Origin of the sequence: Algoriphagus marincola DSM 16067 (assembly GCF_000429405.1) — a bacterium.
GTDB classification, from domain to species: domain Bacteria; phylum Bacteroidota; class Bacteroidia; order Cytophagales; family Cyclobacteriaceae; genus Algoriphagus; species Algoriphagus marincola.
Map to the genome: position 1 here is coordinate 410763 of NZ_KE386897.1, position 14641 is coordinate 425403.

General features: G+C 39.6%; 13 protein-coding genes. 9 read left to right on the top strand and 4 right to left on the bottom strand.

Annotated features, from left to right (window positions below; all coding sequences use genetic code 11):
• Positions 1-47: 47 nt before the first annotated feature.
• Both G457_RS0116905 and G457_RS0116910 read right to left on the bottom strand, forming a co-directional pair.
• On the bottom strand, positions 48-2666 hold the full coding sequence (locus G457_RS0116905) for an ABC transporter permease (protein WP_026947508.1): 2619 nt from the start codon (positions 2664-2666) through the stop codon (positions 48-50).
• On the bottom strand, positions 2666-2992 hold the full coding sequence (locus G457_RS0116910) for a PadR family transcriptional regulator (RefSeq protein WP_026947509.1): 327 nt from the start codon (positions 2990-2992) through the stop codon (positions 2666-2668). The genes G457_RS0116905 and G457_RS0116910 overlap by 1 nt, the downstream gene beginning before the upstream one ends.
• Positions 2993-3200: 208 nt before the next feature.
• On the opposite strand from G457_RS0116910, the gene G457_RS0116915 reads away from it, so the two are divergent.
• The 9 genes from G457_RS0116915 (at position 3201) to G457_RS0116955 (ending at position 10156) form a co-directional block, all read left to right on the top strand.
• Positions 3201-4187, top strand: a complete 987-nt coding sequence (locus G457_RS0116915) for an AraC family transcriptional regulator (protein ID WP_026947510.1) — start codon at positions 3201-3203, stop codon at positions 4185-4187.
• A 103-nt stretch (positions 4188-4290) separates the two neighbouring features.
• On the top strand, positions 4291-4650 hold the full coding sequence (locus tag G457_RS0116920; protein WP_026947511.1) for a hypothetical protein: 360 nt from the start codon (positions 4291-4293) through the stop codon (positions 4648-4650).
• Positions 4650-5153, top strand: a complete 504-nt coding sequence (locus G457_RS0116925; protein ID WP_026947512.1) for an anthrone oxygenase family protein — start codon at positions 4650-4652, stop codon at positions 5151-5153. Before G457_RS0116920 ends, G457_RS0116925 begins: the two co-directional genes overlap by 1 nt.
• A gap of 22 nt (positions 5154-5175) precedes the next feature.
• Positions 5176-6018, top strand: a complete 843-nt coding sequence (locus G457_RS0116930; protein WP_026947513.1) for an NmrA family NAD(P)-binding protein — start codon at positions 5176-5178, stop codon at positions 6016-6018.
• Between the two features lie 13 nt (positions 6019-6031).
• Complete coding sequence (locus G457_RS0116935; protein ID WP_026947514.1) at positions 6032-6436, top strand: DUF5367 family protein; 405 nt, start codon at positions 6032-6034, stop codon at positions 6434-6436.
• Positions 6417-7394: a TolB family protein gene (locus tag G457_RS0116940; protein WP_026947515.1), complete on the top strand. Its 978-nt coding sequence runs from the start codon at positions 6417-6419 to the stop codon at positions 7392-7394. The genes G457_RS0116935 and G457_RS0116940 overlap by 20 nt, the downstream gene beginning before the upstream one ends.
• A complete protein-coding gene (locus tag G457_RS0116945; RefSeq protein ID WP_026947516.1) occupies positions 7391-9061 on the top strand; it encodes a serine hydrolase domain-containing protein in 1671 nt (556 codons plus the stop codon). The genes G457_RS0116940 and G457_RS0116945 overlap by 4 nt, the downstream gene beginning before the upstream one ends.
• A gap of 221 nt (positions 9062-9282) precedes the next feature.
• On the top strand, positions 9283-9735 hold the full coding sequence (locus tag G457_RS0116950) for a GNAT family N-acetyltransferase (RefSeq protein ID WP_026947517.1): 453 nt from the start codon (positions 9283-9285) through the stop codon (positions 9733-9735).
• 34 nt (positions 9736-9769) lie between these two features.
• Positions 9770-10156 carry a hypothetical protein gene (locus tag G457_RS0116955; RefSeq protein ID WP_026947518.1) on the top strand — a complete coding sequence of 129 codons (387 nt, stop codon included), beginning with the start codon at positions 9770-9772 and terminating at the stop codon, positions 10154-10156.
• Between the two features lie 24 nt (positions 10157-10180).
• Here G457_RS0116955 and G457_RS0116960 read toward each other — a convergent pair whose 3' ends face one another.
• Together G457_RS0116960 and G457_RS0116965 are read right to left on the bottom strand one after the other, a co-directional pair.
• Positions 10181-13741 (bottom strand): ABC transporter permease/M1 family aminopeptidase, encoded by a 3561-nt coding sequence (locus G457_RS0116960; protein ID WP_026947519.1) that lies wholly within the window; start codon positions 13739-13741, stop codon positions 10181-10183.
• On the bottom strand, positions 13738-14625 hold the full coding sequence (locus G457_RS0116965) for an ABC transporter ATP-binding protein (RefSeq protein WP_026947520.1): 888 nt from the start codon (positions 14623-14625) through the stop codon (positions 13738-13740). Before G457_RS0116965 ends, G457_RS0116960 begins: the two co-directional genes overlap by 4 nt.
• Positions 14626-14641: the final 16 nt, after the last annotated feature.

Sequence of the window (14641 nt, forward strand, 5' to 3'; positions counted from 1 at the left end):
TTTTTTGGGATATGCTTGCCAATATTTATCCACTTAAAAATTGTGTATCATTCCGTTTTAATTGAAACAATAGGATTGGCATTAGCTGCTCTGACTGCATGGGTGATTGAGCTTACTGCCGCAATAAGTAAAGTTGCCAAGCCTCCACAAATAAACATCCACCAAGTCATTGTGATCCGATAGGTGAAGTTTTCAAGCCAATATTCCATTAGATAGTATGTTGTGGGTAAAGCAAGGAGAAAGGCTAACCCTATTAGAACGGTGAATTCTTTTGAGAAGAAAAGGATAATCTCAGATACACTCGCGCCAAAGACTTTTCGAATTCCCACTTCTTTGGTTCTTTGTGTGGTCAAAAAGGTCATCAATCCAACTAGTCCTAGGATACCTATTAGTATTGCTACTATTGAAAATATGGTAAAGCCATTGAATATGAGGGTTTCCACGAAATACTCATTGCTAATCGAATCATCCACAAATTCGTAGGAGAAGACCAAACCGGTAAAGGACTTTTTCCACATATCTTTAATATCTTGGATTGACTGAGAATCCACTTTATTTAACTTGATAAAAGCTTTGTCCTTAAAGTATTCCCAGTTTATGAGAATGCAGGCTGAAATTTCGTTTTGAAGGGAATTATTGTGAAAATCTTTCATCACCCCGATAATGGTAGCTTCTCCTTCATTGGTAATGATTTTTCTTCCGATAGCTTCTTCCGGGGTCCAGCCAAAAGTTTTAATCAAGCTTTCATTGACTATAAACTCATTGAGGGTGGCAGCCTTTTTTGTGAAATTCGTACCTGCAAGTAATTCTATGTTATAGAAATTCAAATAATTGGCATCTCCAATTTTTAACTCTGTCTCATAGCCCTCATTCTCTGGCATCTCAGGAATTCTAAAACGGGAACCTAATTGAAGGCCATTTACCGCCATGGGAGGGCCTGAGCCAATTGTGACATCCACAACGTTTGAATTTTGCTGCAATTGGTTTTTAAAAAGTTCAGTATTATCTGCTTGGGGAACGGGAGTCATTAAGACCCTTTCTGAAGAAAATCCCAGTGGTTTATGTTTGAATAGATCCATCTGGAAAGCAGCAATGATGGTGGCAATCACAAATATCTGGACAATCATAAATTGAAAAACTGTGATAGCCTTTCTGCTTGAAATACCCCGGGTTTTTGAAAATGGGATTTGGTTATTAATAATTTGAAGGGGTTTAAATCTTGAAAGAATCAGAGCAGGGTAGGATGTTCCCAGTAAAACGGTTAGAAACCCTATGATTAAAATTACTCCAATGTGGCTCAATTTTAGGTTTAACTCAAGGTTGATGGAGGAAAATACTTGATTGGCTTGGTTGAATAAAATCGATGAAAGAAGGAGGGAGAATATAATCGAGATTACAACGATAAAGCTGTTTTCCCAAGTAAACTGTTGGAACAGATCGAGTCTGCTGCTTCCTATTGATTTTCGTATTCCAACTTCTTTTGCTCTATTGACTGATCGAGCTGTTACCAAATTGACAAAATTCCCGATGGCAATAAGCAAAATACAAATTCCAACATACCTGGCATTCATCAATGTTGAGCGATTTATATTATAGCTTCCCGGACTGCTGCCATACCGTGCCTCTGTATGCATTTGATCAAGAGGCTGTAATTTGTACTGAATTCTGCTGTTATCCTCTTCACTTAGATATTTCCCTTTCCAAATACGAATAGCGTATTCAATTTCTTCAGGAGTTTGATTTTCAGATGTAACAATGAAGGTAGTTCCACCATAATTTCCTGACCAATTGCTTGAAGGGGCTGGATTTTTGAGTCTAAATAATTCAAATGGAATCAATACTTCATATTGAAGGGTACTGTTCCCTGGTGCATCCTCGATGATACCTGTTATTTCTAGGGCTTCTTTTCCTTCCAATACCAATCTTTTTCCAAGTAGTGTATCAAATGAAAAAGCACTTCCATATATTTTTTTTGCTAAACTTTCGGTGAGCACTATGGAATAAGGCGCGTTGAATGCGGTGTTTTTATCACCCGAAAGCCAGTTCAGTTCAAAAGCCTTTGGGTAGTGGGAGTCGACATAGAGGGTGTACTTGGATTCAAAACTGTAATTATCCGTCCCCTCCTTATCCTCTTTTAATAGACTGTTGAATGGTCCTGCAGTTTGAGTGACGAGTTCTAAATTTGGAAAGTCTTCCCGCAACGCTTCTGCCAGTGGATAAGCAGTTGTGTTCCAGTATAGGGTTTGATCGACATATTGAGTTTGCTGAACTACCCGATAGCTTCTTTCGGTGTATGGATGGTAGCTGTCAAAACTTGATTCATAATCGGCAAAAACAAATAAGGCCAGACAACACGCTATCCCCATGGAAAGTCCCAGAATGCTTATTCCTGAAAAGCCCTTATTATTAATGAGTTGTCTTCCTCCAATCTTTAAGTAATGTTGGAACATCATGAAGTCTTTTAGATGGCTTAAATCAACCTTTTTAATATTTCTTAGCCTGAAGGAACGGATTACATCCCAGATAAATTTTCGGTTTGCTTGAGTGGGGGATAACGAATTATATCTTTCCTCAAATAATTCAACAAGGTCTCCCTCGATTTCTTCGAGATAATCCTCTCGACAGAACCAGCGGAGGAATTTAAGTGCTTTTCGGGGTGGATGCATCAGCCAAAGGAGATTTTTGGGATTCTGTTGTAGAGACTACTTCTGAGGGTGAATTGCTGATCTAGGACCTGTTTTCCCAAGGCGGTAATAACATAATACTTTTTACGTCTTCCACCTCTTTCACCTGTTATTCCTCCAAATCTGGACGTTACGAATTCCTTTTCTTCCATTCGCTTCAGTGCCACATGAACCGCGCTGATATTCATAGATTTACCTGATTCTTTTTCTAGTTCAGTCAATATGGATACCCCATAAGCCTGATCATGTAAGGCAGCAACCATTAGTAATACCAATTCTTCAAACTCCCCAATTGAATGAGATTTCATTTTGGTGTGATTTAATTAACAAATATAAAAGTAATCATTTATTTCATATTTGTTAAATAAATATCTTTTTGTCTTTCATAAATAAAATAAATTTCATGCTTACCAAGATTTTTTGTTGATTCTACTTTCTCAGGGATTCCTTTATCTTTAAAAAGCTAAATTTTATCTCCTGCTTTTGTCTATTTGCAAAAGGCAATCACATCCTGAAGTGAAATACATCTCTATCAATCTTTATAAAAAAATAATTGACTGTGCTATTGAGGAAGGTATGGCCAAGGAGGATTTTACCAATCTCCCAACCTCGATTGATGTAATTGATTCAATTAAGGCGGTACCGGCAGACCATTTTTTCGGATTGCATGAACTACTTGATGAAAGGCTTGGGCCCGGTTTTGCAATAAGAGTAGGACAAAAAATGGAAATTGAAGATTACGGTGTCCTGGGTTTATCATGGAGGACTTGTTCTTGGGCAGGTGAGATCTTTGAGCGAAGTGAGCGATATTTCAAATTATTATCGAACACGTACTTTTTTAAAATGGAAAGAGATGGTGAACTTTCGCATATCTATTTATTGAGGGAACCTCATCGAAGAGGAGTCGAACTTTCTAATGAGGCTACTATTTCTGCAACGATAGTGGTGCTCAAGGCAATGACCGAAACGGATTTATCTCCTACGCAAGTTACGTTTAAGCATGACTCACCGGGTGATTTATCGAGTTATATAAAAGCCTTCAACTGTAAAATATTTTTCAATAAACCCTATTACTCCATTACCTACCGAACGGTAGATTTGGAGATGCGTACCGCAAAAGCTGATATAAGTATCAATCGATTTTTGGTGGACAGAGTGGAAGAAGAGACGCGTGGAATAGAATTTAGTATAGGGAAAATTTCCTCTGATGTTGAGATACTTATCAAGAATGCCTTGCCAAGTGGCATTCCGTCATTGTCCCAAATAGCCAGTCACATTGGCATGAGTAATCGTACGCTTAACCGAAGATTATCAGAAAGAGGGATCACTTTCCGCGAGTTGGTACAAAAATCTCAAGAAGAAGTTGCCAAGGATCTGCTTAAAAACTCCAATAGAAGTATAGGAGAAATTGCCTATGAGACAGGCTTTTCCGAGCAAAGTACATTCAATAGAGCATTCAAGCGTTGGGTAGGCTGTTCACCCTCCGAGTTCAAAAAAAAGTAGAAATTTTTCAGTTTGGCGCAAAGTGCTAAATCATTGGCTTAACTTGTCAATAGCAGGACACTCATGGCCTATACCTTTGTATTCATATCAATAGTTAATTGAGTTGAATCAAAATCTCACATATAAGTCTTTGTTTTTCAGTGTTCTGACAGTTGTCCTATTTCTAGGGTCAAGCTTCATTCCTCTAGAAGAATTGGAACCGGTAAACTTTCAGTATGCTGCCAGTGAAGACCTGCAGATAGAAAGAGAAGTCTTGAAAATTCTCCAAACCAAATGCAATGTCTGTCATCAAAGACAGAACCCATTTATGGTCTTTAAAGAACAGAATATTTCTAGGAGAGCAGGTAAAATCTATCAAATGGTATTCATTGAAAGGAGCATGCCTAAGGGAACTGATTATCAACTGACGGAGGAAGAATACAGTCAATTAAAAAACTGGCTTTTAAAACAAAAAATCAATTAATGATGGAAGTTCAGATTCAGAATATTTCACTCAATGTAGCATTGGTTCTCACGGGACTATCAGCGGGGTTATTTTTTGCTTGGTCGGTTTCGGTAATTCCGGGAACCCAAAAAGTGGATAGCCTCAGCTATTTGGAGACCATGCAAAGTATTAATCGGGAAATTATCAACCCTGCTTTCTTTTTGGTCTTTTTCGGGAGTATAGCAGCACTATCCTATTCGACCTATAGCATTTATGGGCAGGGTACGAACGGTTTTTGGATTCTGGTAGCTGCGACTTTGACGTATCTGCTTGGAACAATAGGTGTGACAGGGATGGGTAATATACCCCTTAATAATGAGTTGGAGCTATTGAATTTAGCTAAACTAAGTACAAAAGAAATTACCGAATTCAGGGAATATTATGAATTGAGATGGAACAAGTTCCACACCTACCGGATGCTGTTTTCAGTCCTGTCCTTTTTAATGACTGTTATAGCTCTCAACTTTCAATTGAAGAATTAATCACAAAAATAAAATACGAACTATGAAGAAAAATATTTTAGTAATAGGAGGGACCGGTAAGACTGGTCACCGAGTGGTAGAAGGATTGTTTCAACTGGGCCAGAATGTATTCGTGGGCTCAAGAAAAGGCTCTCCTGCATTTGATTGGGATGATTTCAGCACATTCGCCCCGGCTCTAAAAGGAATAGATCGAGCTTATATCGTCTATTATCCTGACTTAGCGGTGCCAGGTGCTAAAGAAGCCATTGAAGCCCTAACAGAGGCTGCCTTGCATGAAGGGTTAGAAAAAGTGGTGCTTCTATCCGGAAAAGGTGAAAGGGAAGCGGAAGCCTGTGAGGAAATCGTTGCGAATTCAGGCTTGAATTATACTGTCGTGAGAGCATCTTGGTTTAACCAAAATTTTAGCGAAGGGGCATTCTTGGATTTTATTTTGGCGAGGCAGGTAGCCTTACCAATGCCAGAGGCAGAAATCCCATTTGTGGATGCTGATGACATAGCAGAGGTGGTTACAAAAGTATTGCTTGATGATTCCTACAATGGAGAAATCATTACTGTAACCGGCCCTGAGCGATTGACATTTCAGCAGGTTGTTCAAATGATGGAGAAGGGAACAGGAAAAGACATACAATACCTTCCAATTTCTATTGAAGAATTCAAGGAAGGAATGAAAGCTGCAGGACTCCCTGATTCTTATGTATGGCTTTTCAGTTATTTGTTTCAAGATGTTCTTGGAAATCCTGCTAATCAGCTTGTCTCCAAGGATGTGGAAAGAGTTCTGGGGAGAAGAGCTACTTCATTTGAAGAATACGTACAAAAGACTGCTTTGACAGGGGTTTGGAATCAAACGGTGTCCGGTAGCATTTAAACAGGAGAGGATCATGCAGGCAATAAATATTAAACAAGCTAGTATTTCAGCATTGGTCGTATGGGTAATAGGAGTCAGTGCTTTTATTGGCTCTTATTTCATTCCTATAATGGATAATCTGGATGACCAGGCAAATTGGGCATTGACTGTGGCTTTAGTACCAGCGGTTTTTATGGGGGTCTACATCTATTACAGACGCAATCCGCGAATAAACTGGATGATATTAGGTGGCTATATGTTCTTTCTAACCATGATTTTGGATGCAATGATTACAGTTCCATTATTCATTATTCCCGCGGGAGGTAATCATCTTAGCTTTTTTGGGGATCCCGGTTTTTGGGTTTTGGGAGTCGAATATTTAGTACTGGTAGGCTTAGCTACTTTATTCCTCAGTAAGAATGAAATCAAGATGGGGTGATTTTGCTGTGAAGAATCTCAAGAGGGTCTCGAGTATTCCTGTTTTCGCCTTATTTCTATTTGCCTGTTCAAAGCAAATCATAGAGAATTCGAAGGTTACTTTATTAAGTGACAGCCTTCCAAATGAAAAAGCTTTAGTCTTTGGCAAAGGGACAATTTCAACTGATGCCTTTGAATTTGCGATCACTTTCAGTCCTGAAATGGATGAAGTGTTTTGGACAAAAAGGCAGCCAGATTCCCAAAATGAGATTTGGATGATGAAATTGGAAAATGAGGTTTGGTCTGAACCGGAACCTGTGATTTTTAAGGCAGAATCGGGATGGGATTTTGAGCCACACATCAACCCACAGGGAACCCGGCTTTATTTTGGCAGCACAAGGCCCTTGCCTGATTCTGCTAAATCCAACGGACTTCATCAATGGTACTGCACGAGAACTCCAAATGGATGGAGTGATCCGGTTCCATTAGAAAGTCCAATGATAGAAAAGTCAGTGATCATGTATCTGACCGCTTCTTTAAAAGAAAACCTGTTCTTTACCACAGGAGAAAAAGGGGATAAGCCTGAAGATTGGGTAATCTATCGTTCAATTAAGAAAAATGGAATATATCGATCGATTGAAAGGATGGGAGAGGCGATCAACTTTCATGGAAAATATATAGCCCATTCTTACATAGCCCCTGATGAAAGCTATCTTATTTATGATGCAAAACGTGATCTTGGGCATGGAGAAAGTGATTTATACATCAGTTTCAAAAGAAATGGACAATGGACTAAAGCCTTGAACATGGGGCCATCAGTCAATAGCCATCTAAACGAAATGTGCCCGAGTATTTCCCCTGATGGGAGGTATTTGTTTTTCCATCGGGGAGATGGTATCAGAGGAGATATTTATTGGGTAAAATTCAATTCTCTAAAAAAGCAATTGGAGCATCAAAGTAAAAACAATTCAAAAAAATGAAATTCAGGTTTTTAATAATTCTACAATTTGCATGTATTCACTGTGCAAAAGCTCAAGTAAATTCAGACTTAGAATCCATTTCTTTTAAAATTGATAGCCTGCTAGCTAATTATCATGAGAATGAACCTGGTGTGGCTATCGGACTTGTAAAGGAAAATCAATTGATTTATGAAAAGTATTTTGGATTGGCCAATCTTGATTATGAAATACCAATTCATAAATACACCACGTTCCATGTGGCCTCAGTTTCAAAGCAGTTTACAGCTTTTGCCATCCTTTTATTGGAAGAAGAAGGAAAACTCTCCTTAGCCGATGATATTAGAGCCTATCTTCCGGAGATGCATGAATTTGAGAATACAATAACCATCAGTCATTTATTAAATCATACCAGTGGGCTAAAGGATAAGTACAACCTTTTACGACTTTCTGGATGGACGCTAGATGATGTGATCACCAATGAACAGGTATTAGATATCATTTTCAATCAAGAGACATTGAATTTCCAGCCTAATGAGAAACATATGTATAGTAATGCCAATTATGCCTTGTTGGCAGAAATTGTGGCTAGGGTGTCGAAGATGTCTTTTGCAGAATTTACGCAGCAACGCATTTTTGAACCCCTGCAAATGAATGATTCAAAATTTGTCGATCAAAAAGGACAGGTGGTCAAAAACAAAAGTCTTTCTTATTATAAGGTTGATTCAATTTACGTGGAAGATCTTTTTAATAATTTCAGTGTTGGCGCCACTAATCTGAATACGACTATTACAGATTTGAGTAAATGGGCTATTAATTATCAGACCAAAAGAATAGGTAGCCAAGCTGTTTTTGATAAAATGCTGACCTTGAGACCTTTGAATAATGGTGAAAACTATGCCTATGCTAATGGCTTGTTTATCAATACCTACAGAGGCTTTAAACGCCTAGAGCATAGTGGTCAAGATGCGAGCTATCAGGCTTATTTGGCAACTTTTCCAGAATTGAATCTCAGTGTGATTTTTACAAATATCAACGGCGAAATTAATGGTGCAAGGATGGTTTATGATATCATGGATATTTGTTTGGAGGTATATGCCAATGATAAAATTGCCATAAATACAATTCCCAATAAGCTGACCCATCAAGAACCTATCTCAATTACACCTGATAAATTAAAGCCTTATCAAGGCCATTATTGGGATGAGGGTGACAGTTACTCCAGGGAGATTAAATTTGAGAATGATACCTTACGCTTTATTACAAGCAATGGTAAAACTGCATTGGTCCCTGTCGGTGAACATAGTTTTGAATTGGATATTGAGGATTATGTTGCAGTTTCTTTTTTGGAAGAGGAGATGATTATTACACTGGATGATGGGTATCAAATCATTTCTGAGAAATATATTCCTGCAAATTACAATGCCACCAAACTACATGAATTTACGGGAAGATATTACAGCCCTGAATTGAACGCCTATTACTCATTTTCCATAATTGGGAATCAGTTAGTCGCAAAACACACCAGGCTTGGAGAATTTTATTTGGAAGCGATCAAAAAGGATTATTTCATCGGTAACAAAGGATCTTTTTTAAAGGTGGTTTTTAGAAGGAATACATCCAATGATCTCACAGGATTTGAAGTATCCAGTAGCAGAGCTAAAAATGTTTCTTTTTTGAAACTTGAATAGGTATTGATTTATCCTTGAGTTTACAGCTTTTGTTCAATCGGAATGATTCAAGGGAATTTTCCTATTTTAAGATCTGCTCCGAAACACAAAAAATGGTCTAGCTTCCACAGGTTGGGATAGCAAATGGTTTCACAGGTTTCTATTTTGCTGCAGTAACTCTTTTTAATAATTGAAATAATTGAACGAATAAATCAAACGATAACATTATTTTCAACAACGACATGCAAGTAAGAAAAGCAAAAAGGGGGGACCTAAGGTATATTGTGGAAATGCTGGCGGACGATGACCTTGGAAGCACCCGTGAGGACTTTCGATTTCCAGTTCCTGCCTCGTATAAGGATGCTTTCGAAAATATCAGCTTGGACCCCAATCAAGAATTGATGGTAGTTGAAAATTTGAAAGGAGAGATTATTGGCACCATGCAATTGACTTTTATTCAGTATTTGACTTATCAGGGTGGTATTCGGGTCCAGTTGGAAGCGGTAAGGATTCATAAAAATCATCGAGGAACTGGGCTTGGAACTGAAATGATCAAGTGGGCCATTTCCAGAGCAAAGGAAAAAGGGGCTCATTTGTTTCAGCTAACTACTGACAAGAAGCGAACAAAGGCAAAAAGTTTTTATGAAAGTCTCGGGTTTGTAGCAAGTCATGAGGGTATGAAGTTAGTACTTTGATTGACCTTCTATAGTTTGAGAAAAAGGAGAAAAAATGAAACCAAATATTGCCACTAAAACTTTATTGCTAATTCTTGTCTCACTGGTATTTTTTCATGTCAGTGTTCTTCTAAAGATTATTCCAGAAGACATTGTATGGGGAGGAAGTTCAGAGGCTAGGGATAATACCTATCTCCTCGAAAGTATTTCTTTATTGGCCACTTTTTACTTAATCTTCGTTTTATTAATTAAAGGATCTTTCATTAAGCAATTACTCCCTCATAAGGTGGTGAAAGTCTCTCTTTGGGTTTTCCTTATTCTATTTCTACTCAATACCCTGGGGAATCTACTTGCGCAATCCGCTACTGAGAAATTTTTTGCTTTAATCACGATGACAATCGTGGTATTGTTAGGGATTATACTGAGAAGTAAAGAGGATTAATCGGTATTTAAATTCATAGTGGACTCAGCGATTTTCTTCATTGCCAGAAATCTCTATAAAATTATCCTCCCGGTTTTGATCTGGGCGAGTACCCCAAGGATCCAATGCTATCCAGGAAGGAATTTGATCCAGTGAGAGCGTAAACCGACCTTTGCCTGATCGGATTTTTACATTTTGAGTGAAAAGGTTTTGGTGGTCAGAGACCAGTTTTTTAGGGTGTACTTCAAATGCAGCCAGTTTGATTTCCTCTTCCATAGCTACTTCCCGCTCCGAACCGTCAAGTTGTCTTTCCAATTTGGTAGCCTCATAGTCTAGGCTTAGTTTTATTTGACCTTCTGGGGTTTTTTCGATTTCAGATTTTAGGATTCGGATGTCATAGGTGATGATTTTTTCAAACCAGTCTTCTATGAGTTTTTGTCTATCAGGAGATATTTTTTCCTTCATTTTCTTTAGGAAAAGCTCAGAATCAACGACCGGCTTGGCTTGACTTCGGGAAGTATCCACCAGCTCGCGAATGATGCTGTTGAGTTCTTTTTCTCCCAAAAAATCTCGAGCAGCAAGTAAGGCTGACAAACTTTTTCCGTAGGCCAAATAGCCTTGATTTTCCTGTTCGGCAAGACTGTTTTCTGGCTTTGTGGAAATGGCTCTCCCTGTAAAATAGGTTCTGTTGGCTTGGTCACTTAGGTACCAAGTAGCTGATTTCCCAATCATTTTTTCCAAAAGCAACACTTCCGCATATTTGGCTAAGCCTTCCACAAATAACGAGGCTCCCGGCACATTTCGTGGAGCCAATAAGTGGCCAAACCATTGGTGCGCGACTTCATGAACTGCTCGCTTGGTCTGAAGGTCAAATTGAGGAGAACCCTCTTTGACAAGGAAATATTTGTCTTCCGTCATGCTGATCACGCCGGGATGGGCATAGCCACCAATTCCCCAAAAGCCTGGGATTTCTACCAATTTCAAGTGATTGAAAGGATATTCGCCAAAGTTTTCATTGCAATAGATTAAGGCTTCCTTCATAATCTGAAGGGTTTTTGAATTGAATCGGCTATGAGTTTCAAGGCTGTAGACTTCGAGTTGACTGCTTCCATTATCCAGGCTATCCTTTTGGTAATGGCCTGAAAAAAATGCAAGAGCAGGGAGTATAGGCTCTTTGGATTTGAAATGGTAAATGCTTCGATTTTCCTTCACTCTTCTTTCAATCAGTTTTCCAGACGTCGAGGCAGTCTGATCTTTTTCTGTTTTCACAATAGCCTCAAAAGTCACTTTAAACAGGTTTTTTTCAGTACTTCCGCTATGCGTGTCTATCCGATTGGCTAAGGGTTTTGGAGGAAGATTTCGCTTTTTCCGTTCTGCATAATCTTTGATTTCCATGGATTCAGAGTATCCAAAGAATGGAGCGAAATCCCTGAAATTGAGGTAGGATCCGTTCGGTACGAGGGCTTTTTGAGAACCAAGAATGTTTTTTTGTGGCTTGACGGTAAATGAAAAGCCTAGACTATCGCCGGGAAAAATTGGCTCTTTAAAGCGAATGTGGTACAGCTTTAATTCTTCGACATAGCCATAGTCCTCTGTTTTTTCTAGAATTAAATCATGCAAACTTTCTTTTTCCTGAATCAATAATTCCTGAACGGCTTGTGTGCTGGGGTTAACTAGTTTTCCACGCACGATTGCCTCGTAAGCTCCCTGAGAAGGCTTCATATCTATTTCAAAATGTAAATCTGCATAGGCCAAAACAGGTGCATCAATATATTTTTTGAATTCTTTCTCATACCATGCCCGTTGATCCAATAGCTTGGTCATTGAAGGAAAGCTTTCTTCGCGTTCTGTTTTCAAATACATGCCTGTCCAAAATCCCAGAAAAAGGGTAGAAAAAAGAAGTGCCAGTCGAGTGCTTGTATTCCTCAGTATTTTTAGACCTCGAAGAGAAATTGTTTGGTCCCATACCGAATAAAGCCAAGTCCCAAGTGCCAGGGTAAATACTCCCCAAATCAGGCTTAAATGCAAGAAAGGCCTCACTTGAATGACAAATCCAGCTAGTTCGCTGTAAGTTAAGAATGGGATATTTCCAAATTGAAATAGCGGATGTGACAAACCCACAGTAGAACTCAAGGGACCTGCAAAAAGTCCGAAACTGATAGCAGAGAGGCCTATTCCCAAGTACTTATGTGGTATGAACCGCTGAATCAGTAAAAACAGTGTACTGAAATAGACCAGACTCAGGCCGGGGCTCAGGAAAAGTGAGAGTAGGGCCCAGGAATGGCTGCTTAATGGCTGTTGGGCCAGTTGGAAAATCAAGCCAATAGAAACGGTCAGGCTAATCATGGTGAGCATTAGGATTACCAAGGTAGTCCAGCTAGCTAAAAACAGCAGTCCTTTTGGGGCAGGAGTAGCATGGATTAGGTCGCTCATCCGGCTATCTTTTTCCCTCCAAGTGAGGGATGCGCTGTAAAACAATAAGAGGATAATCCCGAAGATCAACAGCGGTTGCTGCACTCTGTCTAAGAGAATTTGGGTGGCAGGATAAAAGCTTTCTTCGTAAGAGCCTCCTGAGAAGAGTTTAAAGTAGATCTCAGTTGCTGCGATGATTAGCCAGGCAGCTAAGATGGTCCAGAACGGAATACTCTTGAAGACAAATTGAAGAGAGGACCGGAGGTGAGATGCAAAGACTGCTCGGTATTGACCTGTTTTTGGAATCAGTTTTTCTACTTGAGCTGGCTCTAACGCTTCAGTAATCTCTTCCTTTTTGACTTTTTGTTTCCCCTTCGACTTTCTAAATGAAAAGCGTTGGTAGGCCATGGTCAAGAGACTGATTGAAATTAGAAACCAAATCAGCCTATTCCAGGCAAAAAAGCCTGACAGTTGGACTCCTAAATGGTTTTTTTCAAAACTTGTCCAGAGGTTTGTCTGATGAAAAAATGCGGAAAGTCCGAATGGATCCAGGACCGCTGCCCAAATCAAATTATCGCTCGCTACAGGTGTTGCATTTGCCATCAGGGGTGAGTTGAGAAAAATGGAGCAGATAAAGTACGCGGCATAGATAGCCACAGCCATTGCATAGGTTGCAAGCGGGTTTTTGGTCAAAATTCCAACTGTAAAAAGCAAAGCAGCAAGTGTGGTGACCGTGGGGATGAGAAGCTTAAAGGCTACTGAAAGACTGCTGCCGAATTGAAATTCTAGGATTCTGCTTGGATCAAGATCTGAGAATGCGACCCCAAAATGAAATCCAATAAGGGCTGGAAGAATGACCATCAAGGAAGTGAGCCAGGTGCCAAAAAAACGGGTTATAAAAAAGCTTATTTTGGAAATTGGTGTCACAAATACCAATTCTTCCATTTGGGATTGAGTATCCCGTTGAGTAGCCTTCACCACAAAAAACATCATGGAAAAAACCGCTCCTAGGCTAAGCAATCCCATCTTGAAAAAGAGTTGATATTCAGAGTTAAACACTGTTTCAGAGGCGGGAGTACCCTGGGCTCCCATCAGAAAGGCAAAACCAAAATAGGCTAGCGCAAAGACTGGAGCTGTCCAAGTTTTGAGTTGAATCAGCAATTCGAATCGGATTAATTGAATAAACTGGTTCATGCTTTTTGGTTTTGGTTTTTTAAAGTGCTGAAATAGTAATCTTCCAGGCTTGGACTTACCGGCTCAAAATCGAGACCTGGGCAATTTTCAGCTTGAACATGAATCTTGGTTTTCCCTGCGATCAATTTGGAGGAAATCACATCGAGTTCAGATTGATGTCGGGGTAAGTCGGGCTTTTCAATTTTCTTGGCCCATATTTTTCCGGTAAGGCTCTTGGTTAAGGCTTGAGGATTTCCTTTGGATAGGATTTTGCCCTGATTCAGGATAGCCATCTGCGTACAAAGCTCCTGTACATCATCAACCAAGTGGGTAGAAAGGATCACAATGACCTGCTCTCCGATTTCTGCCAGAAGATTTAGAAAGCGGTTGCGCTCTTCTGGGTCCAATCCGGCTGTTGGCTCATCGACGATGATTATTTTGGGATTGCCAAGGAGTGCTTGAGCAATGCCAAATCGCTGACGCATTCCACCTGAAAAAGAGGAAACGGCTTTTTTTCGATGTTGGAAAAGATTGGTTTGATGCAGGAGTTGTTCAATTTGTTTGCCTCTTTCCGACGGGCTTCCAATTCCTTTGAGTACTGCCATGTGTTGCATCAGTTCCCAGGCCGATATGCCGGGATATACGCCAAATTCTTGGGGTAAATAGCCTAAGACGGATCGGATTTTCTGGGGATTTTGTGAAACCTCCAAACCGTTGAAGAGAATTTTACCTGATTCGGCTGTTTGTAACATGGCGATGGTTCTCATCAAACTGGATTTCCCTGCTCCATTTGGTCCCAAGAGACCAAACATTCCATTCTCAATAGTGATGCAAATGTCATTCAGGGCTTTGACCCCATTTGAATAGGTTTTGCTCAGGTTTCGTATTTCAAGTGAGTTGTTCATGTCTCATTTTTTTGAC

Bases quoted from the DNA above. Each gene is read 5' to 3' on its own strand.
- G457_RS0116910 (WP_026947509.1), bottom strand. From the start codon at position 2,992: ATGAAATCTCATTCAATTGGGGAGTTTGAAGAATTGGTATTACTAATG.
- G457_RS0116950 (WP_026947517.1), top strand. From the start codon at position 9,283: ATGCAAGTAAGAAAAGCAAAAAGGGGGGACCTAAGGTATATTGTGGAA.
- G457_RS0116945 (WP_026947516.1), top strand. From the start codon at position 7,391: ATGAAATTCAGGTTTTTAATAATTCTACAATTTGCATGTATTCACTGT.
- G457_RS0116955 (WP_026947518.1), top strand. From the start codon at position 9,770: ATGAAACCAAATATTGCCACTAAAACTTTATTGCTAATTCTTGTCTCA.
- G457_RS0116960 (WP_026947519.1), bottom strand. From the start codon at position 13,741: ATGAACCAGTTTATTCAATTAATCCGATTCGAATTGCTGATTCAACTC.
- G457_RS0116940 (WP_026947515.1), top strand. From the start codon at position 6,417: ATGAAATCAAGATGGGGTGATTTTGCTGTGAAGAATCTCAAGAGGGTC.
- G457_RS0116905 (WP_026947508.1), bottom strand. From the start codon at position 2,666: ATGCATCCACCCCGAAAAGCACTTAAATTCCTCCGCTGGTTCTGTCGA.
- G457_RS0116965 (WP_026947520.1), bottom strand. From the start codon at position 14,625: ATGAACAACTCACTTGAAATACGAAACCTGAGCAAAACCTATTCAAAT.
- G457_RS0116925 (WP_026947512.1), top strand. From the start codon at position 4,650: ATGATGGAAGTTCAGATTCAGAATATTTCACTCAATGTAGCATTGGTT.
- G457_RS0116930 (WP_026947513.1), top strand. From the start codon at position 5,176: ATGAAGAAAAATATTTTAGTAATAGGAGGGACCGGTAAGACTGGTCAC.
- G457_RS0116935 (WP_026947514.1), top strand. From the start codon at position 6,032: ATGCAGGCAATAAATATTAAACAAGCTAGTATTTCAGCATTGGTCGTA.